This window comes from Brevinematia bacterium, from assembly GCA_039630355.1.
Taxonomy (GTDB): Bacteria; Spirochaetota; Brevinematia; order DTOW01; family DTOW01; genus SKYB106.
The window spans coordinates 1-16,803 of sequence record JBCNVF010000122.1 but is presented as its reverse complement, the minus strand read 5'-3'; the positions used below and the strand labels follow the sequence as shown (position 1 = coordinate 16,803).

The window sequence follows — 16,803 nt, the reverse complement described above, 5'->3', positions numbered from 1 at the left end:
CTAACCTTCCCAACAGTTTTCCAAAGCTCTTACTCCTTTTAAACCCCAAAGCCCTAACAATAACTTTGAGAAGAAGGAAAAACAAATATTCTAAAAAAAATAAAATATACTTCATATACGATAAGAACTTACACCTGCCTACTAATTGTGGGGAAAATAAATAATTACCTTCAACTTCAAGCAAAAAACAACAATAAATTCCAACTTCTATTAGGCAAGTGAGTAAGCTTTTCTTACTTACCCTTTGGTTCTCGTTAGTCACAAACTTCACTCTGCATCAAGCCTCTTAGGCACTCATCAAGAATAGTACTTATCTAGGTCCGATAGAGATTGAAAGAGAAACAAAAAACCACACCTAGGTATTAAATTTTGGAATTATTGAGATTTTATTGAAATTGTTGAAAAAGTAAAGAAAATCTTTCTTAGAGTTAAGACAGGGGGTCTATCTCCGACCCCCTAGATGTTATCGTTTCTTATAGATCAGCACACCGTATTCTGGTATCTTAATATTAGCGTTACCACCTGAATAATTCACAGGGTTTACCAAATAAGAATCAGCCCAGCTATCTCCATATGCACCACTTGGGTGAGCAAATATAAGATCCCATGTTCCAGAACTTGGGAACGGTATACTGTAGCTTGAGAAACTTACTTTGTTGTAATTGATTATCACATAGATATCTCCACTTCCAGTGCCACTTCCTCTTCTGAAGCCTAAGACTTTATTATTGTTGTTTACATGCACCACACCAATTAAGTCATATCTTACGCAAGCATTGTTTCTTCTTATGAAGTTAAGATCCCTGATTGCTCTCATTGTGTTTGTAGCTCTCACCTTAGTCAAGTTAGCCCAGGTTATAGGCTGATTATCACTAAACCATCGCTGATTGCCCTGCCAATATCCCTCAAGGAACTCTTCACCGTGCAATAACATAGGAATACCCCTGGCCATAATAACAGTTGCAACAGCAGTTATCATTTGAGCCTGAGCATCATACTCACTATTACCCCAAGACCCTCTTAGACTTAGGTTATAGGAAGGTCTGTTTTTGTTTGATTCCGCTTCATCGTGAGACACAACATACTGCACTGCAAACAAGCCATAGGGACTTTGATTATCTAACCCATTGTTGAGAGTATCTGCGGATATAAGACTTGAAATCCAATTTACATCAAGCTGACTAGGACCATTCTTGAAAAGAGGTTTAAAGGCATGAGAAATGTCTACATTCCACTGAGCATCAAATCCTGCCCCACCTGCTGAAACTTTCCTGGTAACATACGCATTGTTCGGCAAGTGTTCAGCTATAAGAAGTATATTTGGTGCTATATTTCTAAGATTTGAAGTTATATACCGCAAAAAGCTCCAGCCATCTGAAGTACCATCTATGTATGCTGTTGCATTAAATCTAAATCCATCTATCCTGAAATACTCTACTAAGTATCTGGCACTATCAAAGAGATACTTCCTTACCATCGGATTTGCGAAATTAAACTTTGGTCCCCAAGGAGTTTTACCAGAAAACCAATGTGTCTGAGGATTATCCCAGTTTCCATTAGGCTCAGGATCAAGAAGTCCTACAGTTTGGTTATAAAAATTGCACTATGTTGCACCAATATCTGTATCCAATATTGAACAATAGTGCAATAAACACTATATCTCGCTTGGTGCTATCATTCTATTTCCGATTATAAAAGAAAACTTCGCAATATATCTTCCGGAGCTAGAATCCCTTATAGGAATACCTATTACATCACCTTTTCTAAGCTTATCACCAACCTTTACCCTTTCATTGCTAACCATCCCATATATTGAATATAACTCTTCAGAATGCTTCACAATAACAGTTCTACCAAATACGCTAAACGAACCAACAAACACTACTTCTCCATCCATCACCGCTTTGATAGTGTCTTCCTTACTCAAAATTAACTCCAGAAATCTGCCAGAATGATTATTGGTATAAGTTGCAAAGTTAACAGGAAAGATGCAATTAGCTTCCTTTAGTAACTTATTCCCAAATCCATCTGAATATCTTGCAACTTTATCACTATCTTGAGAATACCCCTTTTTCAATACTATAATCATCCCCGGCTTTATCACCGAATCGTTACCAAGCTTGTTGAGTTTCAAAAGTTCTTTCATACTTACTCCAGTTTTGCGAGAAATTGAAAACAGAGTGTCACCACTTTTCACTACATACACATCATCCCTAGTTACTACGCTTCTGTTCTGCTCGTGATTCACAACAACTTTTCTCCCGGATGGTATGACCAATCTTTGCCCTACCTTTATGTCTATACTACTAAGGCTATTTGCAGAAATAATCTCCTCAATTGACGTCCCAAATCTCTTTGCTAAACTAAAAAGAGTGTCACTTTTGTTAACTGTGTATGTAATATACTGCCTCAAAGGTATCCTTATGGTATCCCCTTCCCTAAGAGTTGAAATTGAATTCTCCTTCTGAATTACCCATACATCAACGTTAAACTTTCTAGAAAGAGAAAAAAAGGTATCCCCTTTCTTGACCCTATAGTATACATACTCTCCGGTTGCCATTACACAAATCAAAAGCGAAATGCCAAATGCAAACACTATTCTTGTTATTTTTGACCAAGTGAAACTAGTCACAACTATATATTCGGAAAAACTCCCTATATTCTTGCACAATATTAACAAACTACTTTTTAACAGTTAACTTCTAAGGGTAATTTCCAAAACCCAGAGCCTAAGAAGAGAAACCTTAAACTCTTTACCCATCCCAGAGTTTCGCAAAAAGCTACCTAAACCTTTTAGTAGAGTAAATCTCAAAGGTATCTCCTATGTCAAAAAGTTTCTGGTAAATGCCAAAAAGTTCTCTAAGAACCGGAATGTTCGTTACCCTCTCCGGGTGAAATCCAGTGTTAATCACCTTCACTACACTAAACCCATTTCTTGACAAGAGAATCCTTAGAGAATTAGGTGAAAATTCAAAGATATGATCCTCCGGAAGGATAGAATAATACCAACTAGTCTTGAATTTAGCACTTGCTCCGTCGCAGTTAGGAGTAGAAATCGCAAATACTCCACCATACTTTAGCATATTCCAAACCTTCTTTATAGCTTCTTCAGGGGCAGGTAGGTGCTCCAGAGTATACCACATCGTTATCACATCAAACTTTTTGTCTGTTTCAAACTCACTAAAATCTCCAATAATGACTCTATCCACAACCGATTCACCAACCAAGTGTAATATCTCCCTGTTTATGTCAATTCCTTTTGCGTCATAACCTCTTCTCAAAGCAGTCTCAACAAAAACCCCAACACCACATCCTACGTCAAGTAGTGATCTATTCCTAAGAGAGAAAACAAAGTTCCTGACATAACAAGCATTGCACACTTCGGCAACACATCTGTTGCACTCACCCAACCTTAGATACAAATTTTCAATAGTATCCATCCTCCTTTCTGAAACCTTCTTAAGGTTTTCAAAATCATCATCCAAGCTTATGCCGTATCTTTTAGAATACCTAGTTCCAAAGTAGTCCCCACGGTATTGAGTTTTCACAACATTATAATACCCAATAGGGTCCTCTCTCTGTATAGTTCCACAGGAAAAGCACTTATGCAAAGAATTTCTCACTCTCTTGGTTGGTGAGGAACAAACATAACATTTCATTTTGAAAACTTCTTATACACTTCATTTATTCTTTCAATGCCTTTCCTGATAGTTTCATCACTTGCTGCAAAAGAAAGTCTAAAGTGAGTACTCCTCTCAGAAAAAACATTTCCAGGAATGATCAAGACACCTTCCTTTATACATTCATTAACAAATTCCTCAACGGAAATCGTCAACTCCTTCGGCGAAGGAAAAGCATAAAAAGCTCCTTCAGGCTTAACTATATCAAAATTCTCTTTCAACCCTTCGTAAACCATATCTCTCTTAACCTTGTATCTCCTGATATACTCCGACATATCGTAGTCCAGAGCCTTGATTGAGGCGTATTGGGCAAACGAAGGTGCACAAACGAAAGTATATTGCTGAAGTTTTATCATCTCTCTTATTATAGGTGACGGTCCAAAAGCAAACCCTACTCTCCAACCTGTCATAGCGTAAGTTTTAGAAAATCCTCCTAACAATACAGTTCCCTCCGGGTATATGCTGGCAATTGAGAAAAATTCCCCATCATAAACAAATTCATCATATATCTCATCAGACACCACAAGAAGGTTAGAAGACTTTGCAATCTCATATACCGTGTATATGTCATCCCTAGACATCACCTTACCCGTAGGATTGGACGGAGAATTTATTACAATCGCTTTAGTTCTATCCGTAATTTTGTTTTCTATCTCTTTCCTTCTGTTCGCTATCTTAAAGTCAGGGTAAGTATCAACAATTACAGCCCTACCACCAAATAAATTCACTAAGTGTTTATACATAACGAAATATGGATCAAATATTATAACCTCATCTCCTTGATCCAAAAGAGCCATAAACAGCAGTGTAAGAGCTCCAGAAACACCCGAAGTTATAAATCCATCATCCTTTGAATAATTTGTCCCCTTCTTAGCATTAATAAAGTCAGAAAGCTTCTCTCTCAGTGGCTCAATCCCTTGGGTTACAGTATACTTATTAAAACCTTTTTCTATCGCTCTTATCGCTTCTCTCTTTATCTCCTCCGGAACATCAAAATCAGGTTGTCCTATACTCAAATTTATTGGATTTTCTATCTTCTGCGCTAAATCAAAAACCTTCCTTATTCCAGATGAATCAACACTCTTACTTTTCTTTGAAACAAAGCTATAAACATCATCCAAAGTTCTCATAAGATTTTATTATGAACAACCGCAAAAAACGAAATCAAGAAACAAAAACCCTAACAAATTCCAAAATTTAGCAATTAGGCATAGTTTTTATTTTATTTCTCTCGCAGTCCCTAACGGGACTGGGTAAATAGCTCCTTCAACAAGTATCTAAGAGACTTAGCACGAAGTGAAGTTTTTGAACGAACACTGTCTAGAACCGAAGAGAGTAAGCAAGCAAAAAGTTTGGAATCCTGATTATCCACCTAACGGAAACTGAACCTATTGCAAAGATTGCGAAAACATTGAAAATAACTTCGGTTAGCAATAATAATTTTGCAATGTCTGAGCTAGTGTCAGCAATTCAGGTAAGCTTGATGGTATTAGCAGGCATAATAAGAGTATACCAATTCATCCTTTTTATAAGGGTAATCTTTTCGTTTATTATATTATTCAATTTATCGCTTTTAAACTCAAGAGTTTTCTCAACCCTTTATTCGGTAATTTACTCTATTACTGAACCACCTCTAAACTTCCTTAGGAATCATCTTCCCTCAAGAATAGGCTTTATTGACTTGTCAGTGCTTTGGTTGTTCTTGATATTGGAGTTGTTATATATGGTAATCATGAAAACTATAACTGTAGTCTAGGAATCCACGCTATTTAGTCTCCGAAGCAGAATCTAAGTATACAATATCAAATTTTACCCTTTTGTTGTCAATAGCATCCTTTATCGCAAGTTCAGTGTTTGAAAGTTGTGATCTTCCTGTTTTAACTTCAATGAAAACGATCTCTCTTATCACACCCCTATCTCCCTCTAGCTCACTGTAACCGTCAAACACTATATAATCAACAGGTGTTCCTAAAAACCTAGCATCTGATAGTTTATATTTAAAGAAAGGAGTCAGAGGAAAAATTTGTTCAGAAACTTTCCCCTTTATCACAGCTTTTGAAGAACTTATGGCAATCTTCCTCTCCATCTTTATTATTCTGTCCATATCCCTATAAAACTTGAACTTTGAGATTAAGTATCCTATAACCACACCAAAGATAACCATAGCTATACCGTATAGAACCAGTATTAATAGAATGTCAAAGTTCATAGTTTTGCCTTACTAGCTTTAGACAACATTAACCTACTTTTACGATCATCCCCAAGCTCTCTGTATATCCTGTAAGCTCGCAAGTATATACTCCTGCTTGATTTGTTCTCTTTCTCCATAAGATATATGGACCTTTCAATATACTCCTTTGCCATTTCAATCTTACCTATCCTATAATATACATACGCAAGGGTATCAAAATAGTGGTAGTTTTCTTCAAAGACCAGTGAGAGTTTTGAGAAACTCAGTGCCAACTTTAGGTTTTTACCTTGTTCTGCCCAGATATACGCCAGAGAATTCATGATATCAGAATTGAATTTACTTTCTACTAGTAACTCTTTAAGTATCTCCTCAGATCTAGAGTAGTTCTTCTTAAGAAAATGAATATTAGCAGATAGAACCTTGTAGTAATAGGAATTTGTATTCTTGACCGAGTTAATTATTCTCTCAGCGCTTTGGATCTCACCAAGTTCTAGAAAGACTTGAGATAGTATGTATTTCTCTACATCACTACCTTTGAATAAAGTATGAGCAAAAACTCCTTTTGCCTTATCTCTAGCCTCCTTAATGTTACCAAGCTCAATATAGACAAGAGGGATTTTCACGCTAGCCTCATAAAAGTGATTCTTTACTTTCTCAAGTAGTTCTAAAGACTTCCTATATTCCCTAAGTTCAAAAAGAGACAAGGCAAGGATATAGGTTGCCTTTTTGGAAAGAACTTTTGACTTTCGTGCACTATTGACAACTCTAGTATACAGTTTTTTAGAAAAAAAGCTAAGCATTTCTTTCTCTAGAGCTAGGTAATATAGTTCAGAGTTCCTCGGGAAATCTAGAGCTAGTTTCAATAATACGGGTTCAAGAGACTCAATGTCTTCCGAGAGAAGTTTTCTCTTTAGAAGATCTTTAAGTTCTTCAGAATCGTAACCTTTGGAACTAATGAGTGTTCCTAACTTTCGTGTATCCTCATCAAGCTTGTTTTGGTATTTTCTCAAGAATTCTGATATCTTCTTACTATCATTTTTTCTTACTATCATAAGTTTTAAGTAAAGTGAGGGATCCACAATTCCACTTTCAGCTATAACACTCCAAGCTTTATCAAATTCCATCAACTGATAATATATGCTTGAGACAACATACAACATTTCCTCAGTTCTGTAGTTATGAAGTATTACCTGCAGAAGTTCATCAAAGTTTCTGTAGTCCCGTATGTAAAGCTTGGATAAGAACATAAAATATAGTATTTCGGAAGTTTTGGGATCTTCTGGAACTAGAGAGAATCTACTACCAAGTTTAACAACAGCTTCATAGTTCTTATTGTAGAAAAGCAACTTCATTAAATTATACAGCCCTACTGCATTTGAAGGATTTATAACGAGCAGATTTTTCAGTTCCTCTTCTACAAGCGAACTCAGTCCAAATTCAGCTGACACTTCAACCATGCTTTCCCACACAACCTCATCTACTATTTCTCTCTCGGTAATCGTCCAATAGTAGCGGTAAATAAAGTCTACAATATACTTATGTCCAATACTGTTTGCATAAAACGACTCTTTTAGATAAAATAGTGCTTTAACGTAGAAATACGTAGGAACTGTGGTATACTTTCTTACTGCTTCGTCTATGATTTGTAAAGCTTTCAATGGATCTTTACTATCGTAAGCTTTCATGGCTTCAATGTAAATCTTCTGGAAGTTTTGAGAGAAAGCCGTGGAAGAAAGAATAAAAGCAAAAGTAAGAATCTGCAATATGGTAGATCTTACTCTAATTCCCATATACATATTATCAAGGTTCACCTAAACTTTCCGAAAGTCCAATCTTCTTTCAAAATATACCTTTTATTTCAGGTTAGTAAATTTGGACCTAAGCCTTTATGTTCAGATGCAGGAATAGAGTATTTTATTCCTCAGAGATCCAAGTTCTTATGACTCTTGCAGCAACATCTGGTTTTTCTCTAGCTATGTTTATTATACTCTCAAGAAGCTCTAGTCTAGCTTTTTCTTCAACTGAAAGCTCAACTACAGCGCCTTCCTGTTCTGCAGCTCTAAGCGCTGCTTCTCTCATAAGCTGTTGCTGTCTTGCAAGCTCTTCTTCCCTTATCCTTCTTCTTCTTGCAATCTCTTTCATTAGAGCTCGGTAGAGCAACATCATTAAGAATAGCACTATAAGGACAAGTATTGTAGCAAGTAGTATCCTCCTTATCTGATACTTCCTTAATAATTCCTCATCCTCCTTCCTGAATTGTTTTGTTCTGTCAAAGGGTATAAAGGTCACTGCTACACTATCTCCTCTATACTGATCAAACCCTATTGCTCTCTTTACCCACTCTTCTATGTTTCTAAGCTCTTCCTCTTTTGGTGGAGTAAATCTTCTCTTTACTCTACCCTGTTCGTCAATAACTGGTTCTCCATCCTTTAGTTCTATTTCCCATATTCCATCAACAGCAACCGCCACAGACACACGCCTTATCTCATAAGGCTGATTTTTCTGTTGCACCTTTTCCTTGCTAACCTCGTAGTTTACAATTTCTTCATTTTTCTGGTAAGTAGTGAATCTGTCTATCTTTTCCTTTATTCCTGGCGGAATGTTAGCTTCAACACCCGGCGGTCCTTCAGGAATATATGCTGGGCCTTTGAAGTCCTCCTTTGTTACTTTTTTACTTATTGGAACATTTACTTCAACCTGACTCTCATCGTAAGGAGTTAGCGGATTATCTTGCCTTATTACTGTAGGTATTACCTTATCCTGTTGTAGTTCCTTCTTATCCCACCTCATATCAACTTCTGCACTAACTATTATCCTATCTTCACTTATAGCCTTAGAAAGTTCTCTATGTATTCTTTCTATCAATTCCCTTTTTATCCTCTCCTTGACTTTTATATGCTCTCTTGCTGCTCTTATCTCATCCGAGACCTCATCACCAATGAGTAAATCACTCAGTACATTGCCATGATTATCAACTACAACAATATTCTCAGGTTTTAACCCATCTATACCTCTAGCAACAAGCTCAACTACAGCCTTTATCTTCTTCTTATTCTCCCTTATGTCCGAGTAAGGAGAAGGAGTTATCACTACAGAAGCAGTTCTCTCGGTCTCCTCTTCTTTAAACAATCTCTCTCTTTGAAACGGAACAATTATCTTGACATCCTCAATATCATCTATCATCTTGAGGTGGCGCTCAAGTTCACCTATTATCGCCCTGTGAAGGTTAACATTCCTCTCAAAGTCCGTAGTTGTGAAAGACTGGATATCAAACAATTCAAAACCTTTGACACTTTCTGGAATTATTCCTTCCCAAGCTAGTTGCATTTTCGCCTTCTGCTTCAAATTTTCATCTGCTACCAAAACAAACTTATTGTCTCTAGTCTCAAAAGGTATATTAAGCTCAGAAAGCTTCTTCGTCACTCTAGCAAAATCCTCAGGAGAAAGAGCCCTGGGATACAGCAAAACCTTCGTCGTAGGCCTTGATATCAAGATAGCTACAAGTATAGCAACCACAACTGCTACAACAGAAGAAATTACCACCACCTTGGATGTCAGAGGTAATTCCTTAAATTTACTCAAAACATTCTTAAAAAATTCAAGAATATCCTTCATTATAGTTCCCCTCCCATTCTCTAGTAATATTATTTTTTATCGTAATTTATTTGTCAATTTTAACTAAAAAGATCCGATAAATTCCAAAATTTAGCAATTAGGTGTATCTTTGTCTGGTATAGCTCTCTCCACAGCCCCTACTGGGACTGGATAGATATCCTCTCAACAAAAGCCACAAGCTCAATACTAAGTGATGTTTAGTAACACAGAGATACTACTCAAAACTAAAAAACAATCAAAGAGTTAGACTCTCATTTCTCTTGACTAACTGAAGATACCAAACCTACTATATCCAGATAAGAACCATAAAAACTCAATTTCTCACTTGTAAGCATAAGCTTCAATCTCAACCAGAGCTCCTCTGGGAAGCTCTCTAACTCCTACTGTTGTGCGCACTGGCTTGTGTTCCCCAAAGAATTCCTTATATACCTCATTGAACTCGGAAAACTTTGACATATCCGTTATATATACAACAACCTTGAATACGTCTCTGGTTGAATATCCCGCCTCAAGGAGAACCTTTTCCACATTTTTCAAAATGTTCCTAGCCTGCTCCGCAACAGTGCTACCTACTAAATTCCCAGCTTCATCAATACTTATCTGCCCTGAAAGATAGAGAAGACCATTATCCAGCTTTACTGCAAATGAATAATGTCCAACAGGAGTAATACCTCCAACCTTTTCAAAAAACTCCATAAAAATATTCTGAAAGAATACCTGCCTTCCGTTCAAAGATACATCCCCGACTTTTTCACAAACCTCAGTTTGTTTTTGGAGTTAATCTCTAGTTTAAAATACCAAAATGCAGAAAGTAGTCAAAACTATCTTTACTATAATCATCCTTACCATCTGCAAGGATACTGTGCACTCCTATGTAGACAAGATAGCTCTCATGACTTTAAGCTACAAAAGTAACACTGTGTTTTTCTTATCCTATTCCTTGGATCCACTCGGTAGTTCAAAGGTAGTTATTAACACTTCTTATGAAGGCTTTTATCTCAATTTTACCAGTAGATACTTTGGGGAAGTTGAAATTATGAACCTAGAAAAACAAATTCTAGGAAATGCAGTAGTTTACGATTTTTTTGTAGAGGTTGGCTACGAGAACACATTGTATGGGAACTTCCATTATCTGCTTTCTTTGATGGGTAAGTATGAATACTTCCATCTATTCTCAGAAGTTTACCTAGGTGGCTCTTTGGGAATAGGATTCCGCAATGATGTATTTCACTTGCTTACTTCTATTAAGATCTTGGAAAGCTTCGTTTTTGAAGGGATTGGCATATACGATATATTTAGCAAAGATGTATTCAAACTAGGAGCTGGATGTATAATTAGCTTGCAGTTTCAAGACTTCTTTGGATTTGTCTCATCTCGCATTTTCAGATATGAAAACTTATCTATGGACATAAGTAGTGGAGTATATTATGGCTTACTCAAGGGGCTATGTCCCTTTTTTAAAGGGATCATTGAGCATAACAATTTCTCAATCAGTTACGCTATATCGTTTCAGGAAAATCTGGGAATATTTCAATTCTGGTGCTTTGAAGTTAAGATATGAGATAGGATACTCATTCTTATTGCAACTCCGCTTGTTACTTGATCTAGAATCAGAGAATTGTCACAGTATATAATATCTGACGAAACTTCAACATCTCTGTTCACAGGCCCAGGATGCATGATAAACACCTTCCTCCTAAAGGTTTCTAGTTTCTCTTCTGTCAGTCCCCAGAATTTCCTGTATTCTCTTGTAGAAGGAACATAAGCAGAGTTTTGCCTCTCTGTTTGAATTCTTAAAAGCATTATCACATCGGAAAACTCAAAAACCTCTTCAAAGCTTTTAGCAATTCTCACCCCAAATAATTCAATCTCTTTGGGAAGTAGAGTAGTTGGTCCAAACACCATGATATTGTCATTTCCTATCTTTTTCATAAGTAAAATATTTGACCTCGCAACCCTACTAAACAAAATATCACCCACTATTGACAACTTAACCTTTCTAAGATCACCAAACTTTAGCTTGATCGTAAGGGCATCAAGCAAAGCCTGAGACGGATGTTCATGAGAACCATCACCAGCGTTTATTATACTGATATCCTTAAGATCTCTTGCTAAAAGATAGGGCAGTCCTTGAATACTTGATCTTATAACTACTGCATCCGCTCTCATAGCTTCTATGGTTTTCAGGGTATCTAACCTACTCTCACCTTTCTGAATTGAACTTACATTCTCAGAAAAGTTTATCACTTTAGCACCTAATAAACTTGAAGCTATTTCAAAACTCATTCTAGTTCTTGTTGAAGGCTCAAAGAAAAGATTGACTACCACCTTCTCCCTCAAGTTCTGACTTATACTGTTACGATTGTTTATGAGCTTATCCCTATAAATCTCACCAAGCTCAAGTATTGAAAAAATTTCTTTTTCCGATAAATCCTTTATACCCAAAAGATGCTTCATCAGAAATAGATTCTGTAAGTTAGTCCTAACCTTTGTCAATTTGATAGAAGAATACACAACAAATTCCAATTTTCACTAAACGAGTAAGCGGAAGTTTAAACTTTTACTTGCTTATCCTCCTTTGCTTCTGGATACCATTTGTCAGTCATAAACTCACCTTACAAAGCCTTTTAGGTGGCTATTGAAAAGAGTATTCACCTATCCCTCAGGAACAGAGAAGAAAATACACCTAATTGTCAATTTTAGACCTTATTAGTTGTCCCTCAATAAACTTCAAAATTTATAATCAGGATGCAGTCTTTCTTTTATCTCTATCGCAGTCCCTGTCGGGACTGGGTAAATACTTCTCTTAACAAACAAAAGGCTTGGTGTGAAGTGAAATTTGTGATTGATGAATACTATCTAGAAACAGAGAGAGTGAGTAAACAAAAAGTTGAACTTTATCTACTCACCTAATGGATTGGAATTTATTGCAACTAGGTAAGGCTTTTCTTCTACTCTTCTTAAAGTACCTAAGAGACTTAGTGAAGTGAAATTTCGTAACTGACGAACACTGTCTAGAACCAAAGAAAGTAAGCAAGCAAAACCTACTCATATAGTGAAAGTTGGGATTATTTATTGGGTTGTTCTTCATTTACTTGAATAGTAGTACAGAAACGCTTATTATTATTTACGAATATGACAGGTGATGTGAAGATAAAGTTGAGTTTAGGTAAAAAGATATTTCTCTCAGTTTCTGCAGTTCTTGTGGTAATGATAAGTATCATCTATTCATCTACTACTCGCTCCATCTCTGAAGGGCTTGAAAGCGAAATGAAAGTAAGAGGTGGATCTATATCAAAAAATGTTTCTTCTTCTCTTTCTACAATACTTTCTTCCATAATTGCGGAGAAAATAGCAAGAAACCCTCAACTGGAGAAGGAGATTTTTAAGTCTAGAGAGATAATGAACTCCATTTTCTCAGAATTACCTACAAAAGAAGAATATATTAACCTCATAGAAACATTTGCTTATATTCCCAAAACTGAAGATATAATGTGGGCAGCAGTAGTATCTCCAGACAATAAAATTCTCATTCATTCAAGTCCAGATATAGGGTTTATGCAAGACTTCTCACTACCAAAGGAGACATTCAGAAATTACGAACTATTTAAGGTTTATACCTTACTCTTAAATAATCTGAAAATAAGAAAATTAAGTCTCTTTGAAAAAATGTTCAGAGGCTTTATACCATCGGATTTGGAACTTGAGCAGAGTAAAAACAATATTTTGAACAAATTCTCATCAGATTTGAAAATTGATAAAAATTTGTCCAGCAAGTTGATATCCGTTTCCGAGGTAAACTTAGAAGATAACCTGAAAAACACTTACGAAAAGTTCAGTGTAATGTATTGGCAGATAAAATCCATTCAGAGGAAATATAACCAAGGTGAGTTTGGAGAAAAATTTAGAAGAGAAGTTGCAAAGCTTGTTGAAGTGTTGGACTACAACTACATAACCCCTAAGGTTGTAAAGCCTTACTTTAGCTCATTTGAAAGCTTTATCAAAGATAACAAAGAATTTCTAACAAAAGAAGATTATAATTTTCTCAAGTCAGCTTTAAACCAATTCCTAGAGAGTAGTTTTGGAGTAACAGGTTTTCTCCAATATTACTATTATGAGCAAGGGGGCAAGAAACAGAGAAAACTACTATTCTCTTACCCAGTGTTGATAAAAGAAGACTTTGAAAAATACGTAGCAGACTTGTATATAGGTATGTCAACGGAGAGCATAGACAAGACATTAGCAAGTGTTGAAAGACAGGTCCAGATAGGTGCATTAATAGCAATCTTAATAGCAATTCTTTTGGTAGTATTTTTATCAAGAAGGATCTCAAGAGGTGCAAGGATAATTACCAACGCTATGGGGGAACTGTCAAAAGGTGACTTAAGTGTCAGAGCTGAGGTTAAATCAAATGATGAGATAGGGTTTATAGCTAGAAACTTTAACTTTATGGTTGAGCAAATTGCTGAAAAAGAAAGAATGAGGGACATAATGAATAAAGTTGTGTCGGAAGAGATAGCAAGGGAACTATTGAAGAAAGGGATAGAACTTGGGGGAGAGATGAGATTCACAACGATGTTATTCTCTGACATAAGAGGCTTTACCTCAATGAGTGAGAAAATGGATCCACGAGAGCTTATCTCCATACTCAACGAATATATGACCGAAATGGTAGAGATTGTTAAGAAATATAGAGGAGTTGTAGATAAATTTGTAGGAGACGAGATAATGGTAGTCTATGGTGCTCCTATCTCGTTTGGAGAGAGAGAAGACGCCCTTCTTGCCGTTGCAACAGCTTATGAGATGATAAAAAAGATTGATGAACTTCACACAAAATGGCAAGAAGAAGGAAAACCATTGCTTACCCCAGGAATAGGAATAAATTCGGGAAACGTAGTTGCTGGAAACATGGGATCTAAAGATAGACTTAGCTATACAGTAATAGGTGATGCTGTTAACACCGCAGCAAGACTTTGCGGTTCAGCACCAGGAAAAACCTGTATCATAAGTAACGCTACATACGAACTTGTGAAAGAATTTGTTGAAGTTGAGGAACAGGAACCCATAAAGGTAAAAGGCAAAAGTGAAGTTCTGAAGATATACAAGGTTACTTCAATAAATTACATAGGATATGAGAAAGTCAGAAGTATTCTACTATCTTAGAAAACCAAAAACTACACTCCAGCTACACTCAGAAGTAAAAGAGCATGTAGTCGGAAGATAGTCTTCACATCAAGATTGAAAGATCACTTACATAATAAGACTTATCGTAGGATAATACAACAAACCCTTGTCTGAAAGTTAAAGCAGAGTGTAGTATAAACTCAATAACTATCCAACCGTTATGCCTCACCATATTCTCTACTGATAACTCAAGCTTATCTGAACCAAATACCTTAACCTTCTGAGAAATATACCTAGATAGTTTTTCCTGCGAATGCCTGGAAAACATTATCTTTTTGCTCCTATGCTTTGAGAAATCACCAGTGTTGATAATATACAAAAACTCACTCAGAAACTCAGTTACCACAGGTGTAGTAGTCATTGTTAGGTAATTATCGTGGTAAAATAGTTCAGGGAAGTCTCGCAAAGGATTGACTACAACGTTATCTACCTTGCCATCAAATACCAGTGTACTAGAAGAATCTCTAGGAATATCTATGGAGATATTGGTCTCAGTCCCTGAAGATATTATCTTGAGGGTTGTGGTTATTCTAGTAGGAGCAGTTGAAGAAACATTTATGTTCCTACCTGACACACTTATCTTCAAGTTCCAGAGGGTAGGAACTCCATCAAAAAGTGGCAAAAAAGCATCAAAACTCACACCAGTTATATTCCTGAAAGCTTCCTTAAAGACATCCAAACTTATCTCCCTATCTAAGCTTGATAAGTACTTAAAAAGCGAGATAAGAGAAATTTCCCCTACAACCGATGAGATATACCTAAACACCAGAGGATACTTTATGTATCTAGCTATAAACCAAGCCTCTTTAGCTTCCTTAGCAAAAGAGTAATATCTCATTTGCGAGAGATAGTTATCGTAAACTCTATCTTCAACCGATGGACTTAGGAACACTTCTGAAAGTAGCTTTATGCTAAGGTATTGCACTAACCCCTCAAATATTTCAACTAGATTATCATCTACAGAACCTTTTACAGCAGAATGAAGAAGTTCGTGTGAAATCACTATAAAGTTTTCCAATTTCTCTAGGTTTGAGAAATAATTATCAACAACTTGCTTTATTTCGTTAAGAACTATAGTATCACCTATTCTCTCTGAAAACTTGGACTTAGGAGAGTATATAATCTTGAGTTCTTTGGGAAATCTAAAATCAAACTTTGAAGTGAAAGCATTCAACGATAAGTTGATAAGTGAAAGTATTTCAAGAGATACTCCTTCATTACCCTTAGGTAAAACTATACTAACGCGCATGTTAGCCAAAGTCATGCTAAATAAATCTAGATAACCTAAAACTAACGGTAAGTTCTGCCTTCTCTGAAAGGTTATTAAATTGCCATTAGAAGCCGATAACTTCTTACCATCAAATACTAAATCTATTTCCTCAAGTGCTGATAGCTCAACTGTTGTAGTAGTAACTACTTCTTTTGTTCTCGCTAAGGAATCATTCCTAATGTATGGCAGTGTCTTCATCATTTCTGAGAGTACCACTATCCCCTTCATCTTGCATTCCTTAACAAGGTTATACTCGCAAGCAATTTCTAGTTCAATTTTATCAACTTTAGGTAGTTCCACACTATACGCTAGCAGTTCATCAACAGTTGTTACTTTGTAATTTGCCCTCAGACCGTTTACTTTAAATTCCCTCACCTCCCTGTCAAAAAGCACTACAACATATCTCTCACTAGGCAACAGTGAAACACTGTATAACATTTGGTTCTTAGGAAGTGAGATATGAACCTTAACATCAAGTATTTCAATGCCTGAAGTATTAGCTGTAAATACACTTAGAACCACTATTACTAGTAGAAATCTAAGCACAGTCATGAGAAGATCTTCTTGATACTGTTAAAAAGCCTTTTGAAAAATCCTCGCTTCCTAAGGTTTTGTTTCTTCACAATCTCTTCTATTTCCTCTTGAAGTAAGTTTTTTCTAACATAGTTTTCGTCAAATTCTATATCATCAAACATTTGTTTTTTGTCCAAGCTTATAACCCTTGCTACTATTTTCTTCCAGCCAAGCTCCTTAGCAGAAAGCAACCTCCTGTACCCAGCAATTAGAACATAATCCTCAGAGACTATAATAGGATTCAATAACCCCAGCTCCTTCATACTCCTTTTAAGAGGTGTTATATCTCC

At 36.2% G+C, this 16,803-nt stretch carries 15 protein-coding genes and 1 pseudogene; 3 read left to right on the top strand and 13 right to left on the bottom strand.

Features of this window, described 5'->3' with window-relative positions:
- The 6 genes and pseudogenes from ABDH28_07795 to ABDH28_07770 all read right to left on the bottom strand — a co-directional run.
- On the bottom strand, positions 1–184 hold a 184-nt coding region (locus tag ABDH28_07795; protein MEN2998916.1), incomplete at its 3' end, for a hypothetical protein.
- Positions 185–463: 279 nt separating this feature from the next.
- Positions 464–817, bottom strand: coding sequence for an alpha amylase C-terminal domain-containing protein (locus tag ABDH28_07790; protein MEN2998915.1), 354 nt, complete (start codon positions 815–817; stop codon positions 464–466).
- A gap of 108 nt (positions 818–925) precedes the next feature.
- Positions 926–1,501: pseudogene (locus ABDH28_07785) on the bottom strand (alpha-amylase family glycosyl hydrolase).
- Positions 1,502–1,654: 153 nt separating this feature from the next.
- Complete coding sequence (locus tag ABDH28_07780; protein ID MEN2998914.1) at positions 1,655–2,632, bottom strand: LysM peptidoglycan-binding domain-containing protein; 978 nt, start codon at positions 2,630–2,632, stop codon at positions 1,655–1,657.
- Between the two features lie 148 nt (positions 2,633–2,780).
- The gene (locus ABDH28_07775) at positions 2,781–3,611 is read right to left on the bottom strand and encodes a class I SAM-dependent methyltransferase (GenBank protein ID MEN2998913.1); all 831 of its coding nucleotides are present in this window, start codon (positions 3,609–3,611) and stop codon (positions 2,781–2,783) included.
- A 44-nt stretch (positions 3,612–3,655) separates the two neighbouring features.
- Positions 3,656–4,810, bottom strand: a complete 1,155-nt coding sequence (locus ABDH28_07770) for a pyridoxal phosphate-dependent aminotransferase (protein ID MEN2998912.1) — start codon at positions 4,808–4,810, stop codon at positions 3,656–3,658.
- Between the two features lie 317 nt (positions 4,811–5,127).
- Here ABDH28_07770 and ABDH28_07765 point away from each other — a divergent pair, with 317 nt between their 5' ends.
- Entirely contained in the window at positions 5,128–5,436 is a 309-nt protein-coding gene (locus ABDH28_07765) for a YggT family protein (protein MEN2998911.1), read from the top strand.
- A gap of 9 nt (positions 5,437–5,445) precedes the next feature.
- Here ABDH28_07765 and ABDH28_07760 read toward each other — a convergent pair whose 3' ends face one another.
- From ABDH28_07760 to ABDH28_07745, 4 genes are all read right to left on the bottom strand, one after another.
- Positions 5,446–5,889, bottom strand: coding sequence for a Holliday junction resolvase-like protein (locus ABDH28_07760; GenBank protein ID MEN2998910.1), 444 nt, complete (start codon positions 5,887–5,889; stop codon positions 5,446–5,448).
- Positions 5,886–7,661 (bottom strand): hypothetical protein, encoded by a 1,776-nt coding sequence (locus ABDH28_07755; protein ID MEN2998909.1) that lies wholly within the window; start codon positions 7,659–7,661, stop codon positions 5,886–5,888. The genes ABDH28_07760 and ABDH28_07755 overlap by 4 nt, the downstream gene beginning before the upstream one ends.
- Positions 7,662–7,785: 124 nt before the next feature.
- Positions 7,786–9,486, bottom strand: coding sequence for a flagellar basal-body MS-ring/collar protein FliF (fliF, locus tag ABDH28_07750; GenBank protein MEN2998908.1), 1,701 nt, complete (start codon positions 9,484–9,486; stop codon positions 7,786–7,788).
- Positions 9,487–9,807: 321 nt separating this feature from the next.
- Entirely contained in the window at positions 9,808–10,182 is a 375-nt protein-coding gene (locus tag ABDH28_07745; GenBank protein ID MEN2998907.1) for a RidA family protein, read from the bottom strand.
- A 106-nt stretch (positions 10,183–10,288) separates the two neighbouring features.
- Here ABDH28_07745 and ABDH28_07740 point away from each other — a divergent pair, with 106 nt between their 5' ends.
- On the top strand, positions 10,289–11,047 hold the full coding sequence (locus tag ABDH28_07740; GenBank protein MEN2998906.1) for a hypothetical protein: 759 nt from the start codon (positions 10,289–10,291) through the stop codon (positions 11,045–11,047).
- On the opposite strand, the gene ABDH28_07735 is transcribed toward ABDH28_07740, so the two are convergent.
- Positions 11,017–11,943 (bottom strand): aspartate carbamoyltransferase catalytic subunit, encoded by a 927-nt coding sequence (locus ABDH28_07735; GenBank protein ID MEN2998905.1) that lies wholly within the window; start codon positions 11,941–11,943, stop codon positions 11,017–11,019. The genes ABDH28_07740 and ABDH28_07735 overlap by 31 nt on opposite strands.
- A gap of 678 nt (positions 11,944–12,621) precedes the next feature.
- Here ABDH28_07735 and ABDH28_07730 point away from each other — a divergent pair.
- Complete coding sequence (locus ABDH28_07730) at positions 12,622–14,649, top strand: adenylate/guanylate cyclase domain-containing protein (protein ID MEN2998904.1); 2,028 nt, start codon at positions 12,622–12,624, stop codon at positions 14,647–14,649.
- Positions 14,650–14,713: 64 nt separating this feature from the next.
- On the opposite strand, the gene ABDH28_07725 is transcribed toward ABDH28_07730, so the two are convergent.
- Together ABDH28_07725 and ABDH28_07720 are read right to left on the bottom strand one after the other, a co-directional pair.
- Positions 14,714–16,492 (bottom strand): hypothetical protein, encoded by a 1,779-nt coding sequence (locus ABDH28_07725; protein ID MEN2998903.1) that lies wholly within the window; start codon positions 16,490–16,492, stop codon positions 14,714–14,716.
- A partial coding sequence (locus ABDH28_07720) for a ParB N-terminal domain-containing protein (GenBank protein ID MEN2998902.1) occupies positions 16,489–16,803 on the bottom strand: 315 nt, incomplete at its 5' end. The genes ABDH28_07720 and ABDH28_07725, both read right to left, overlap by 4 nt.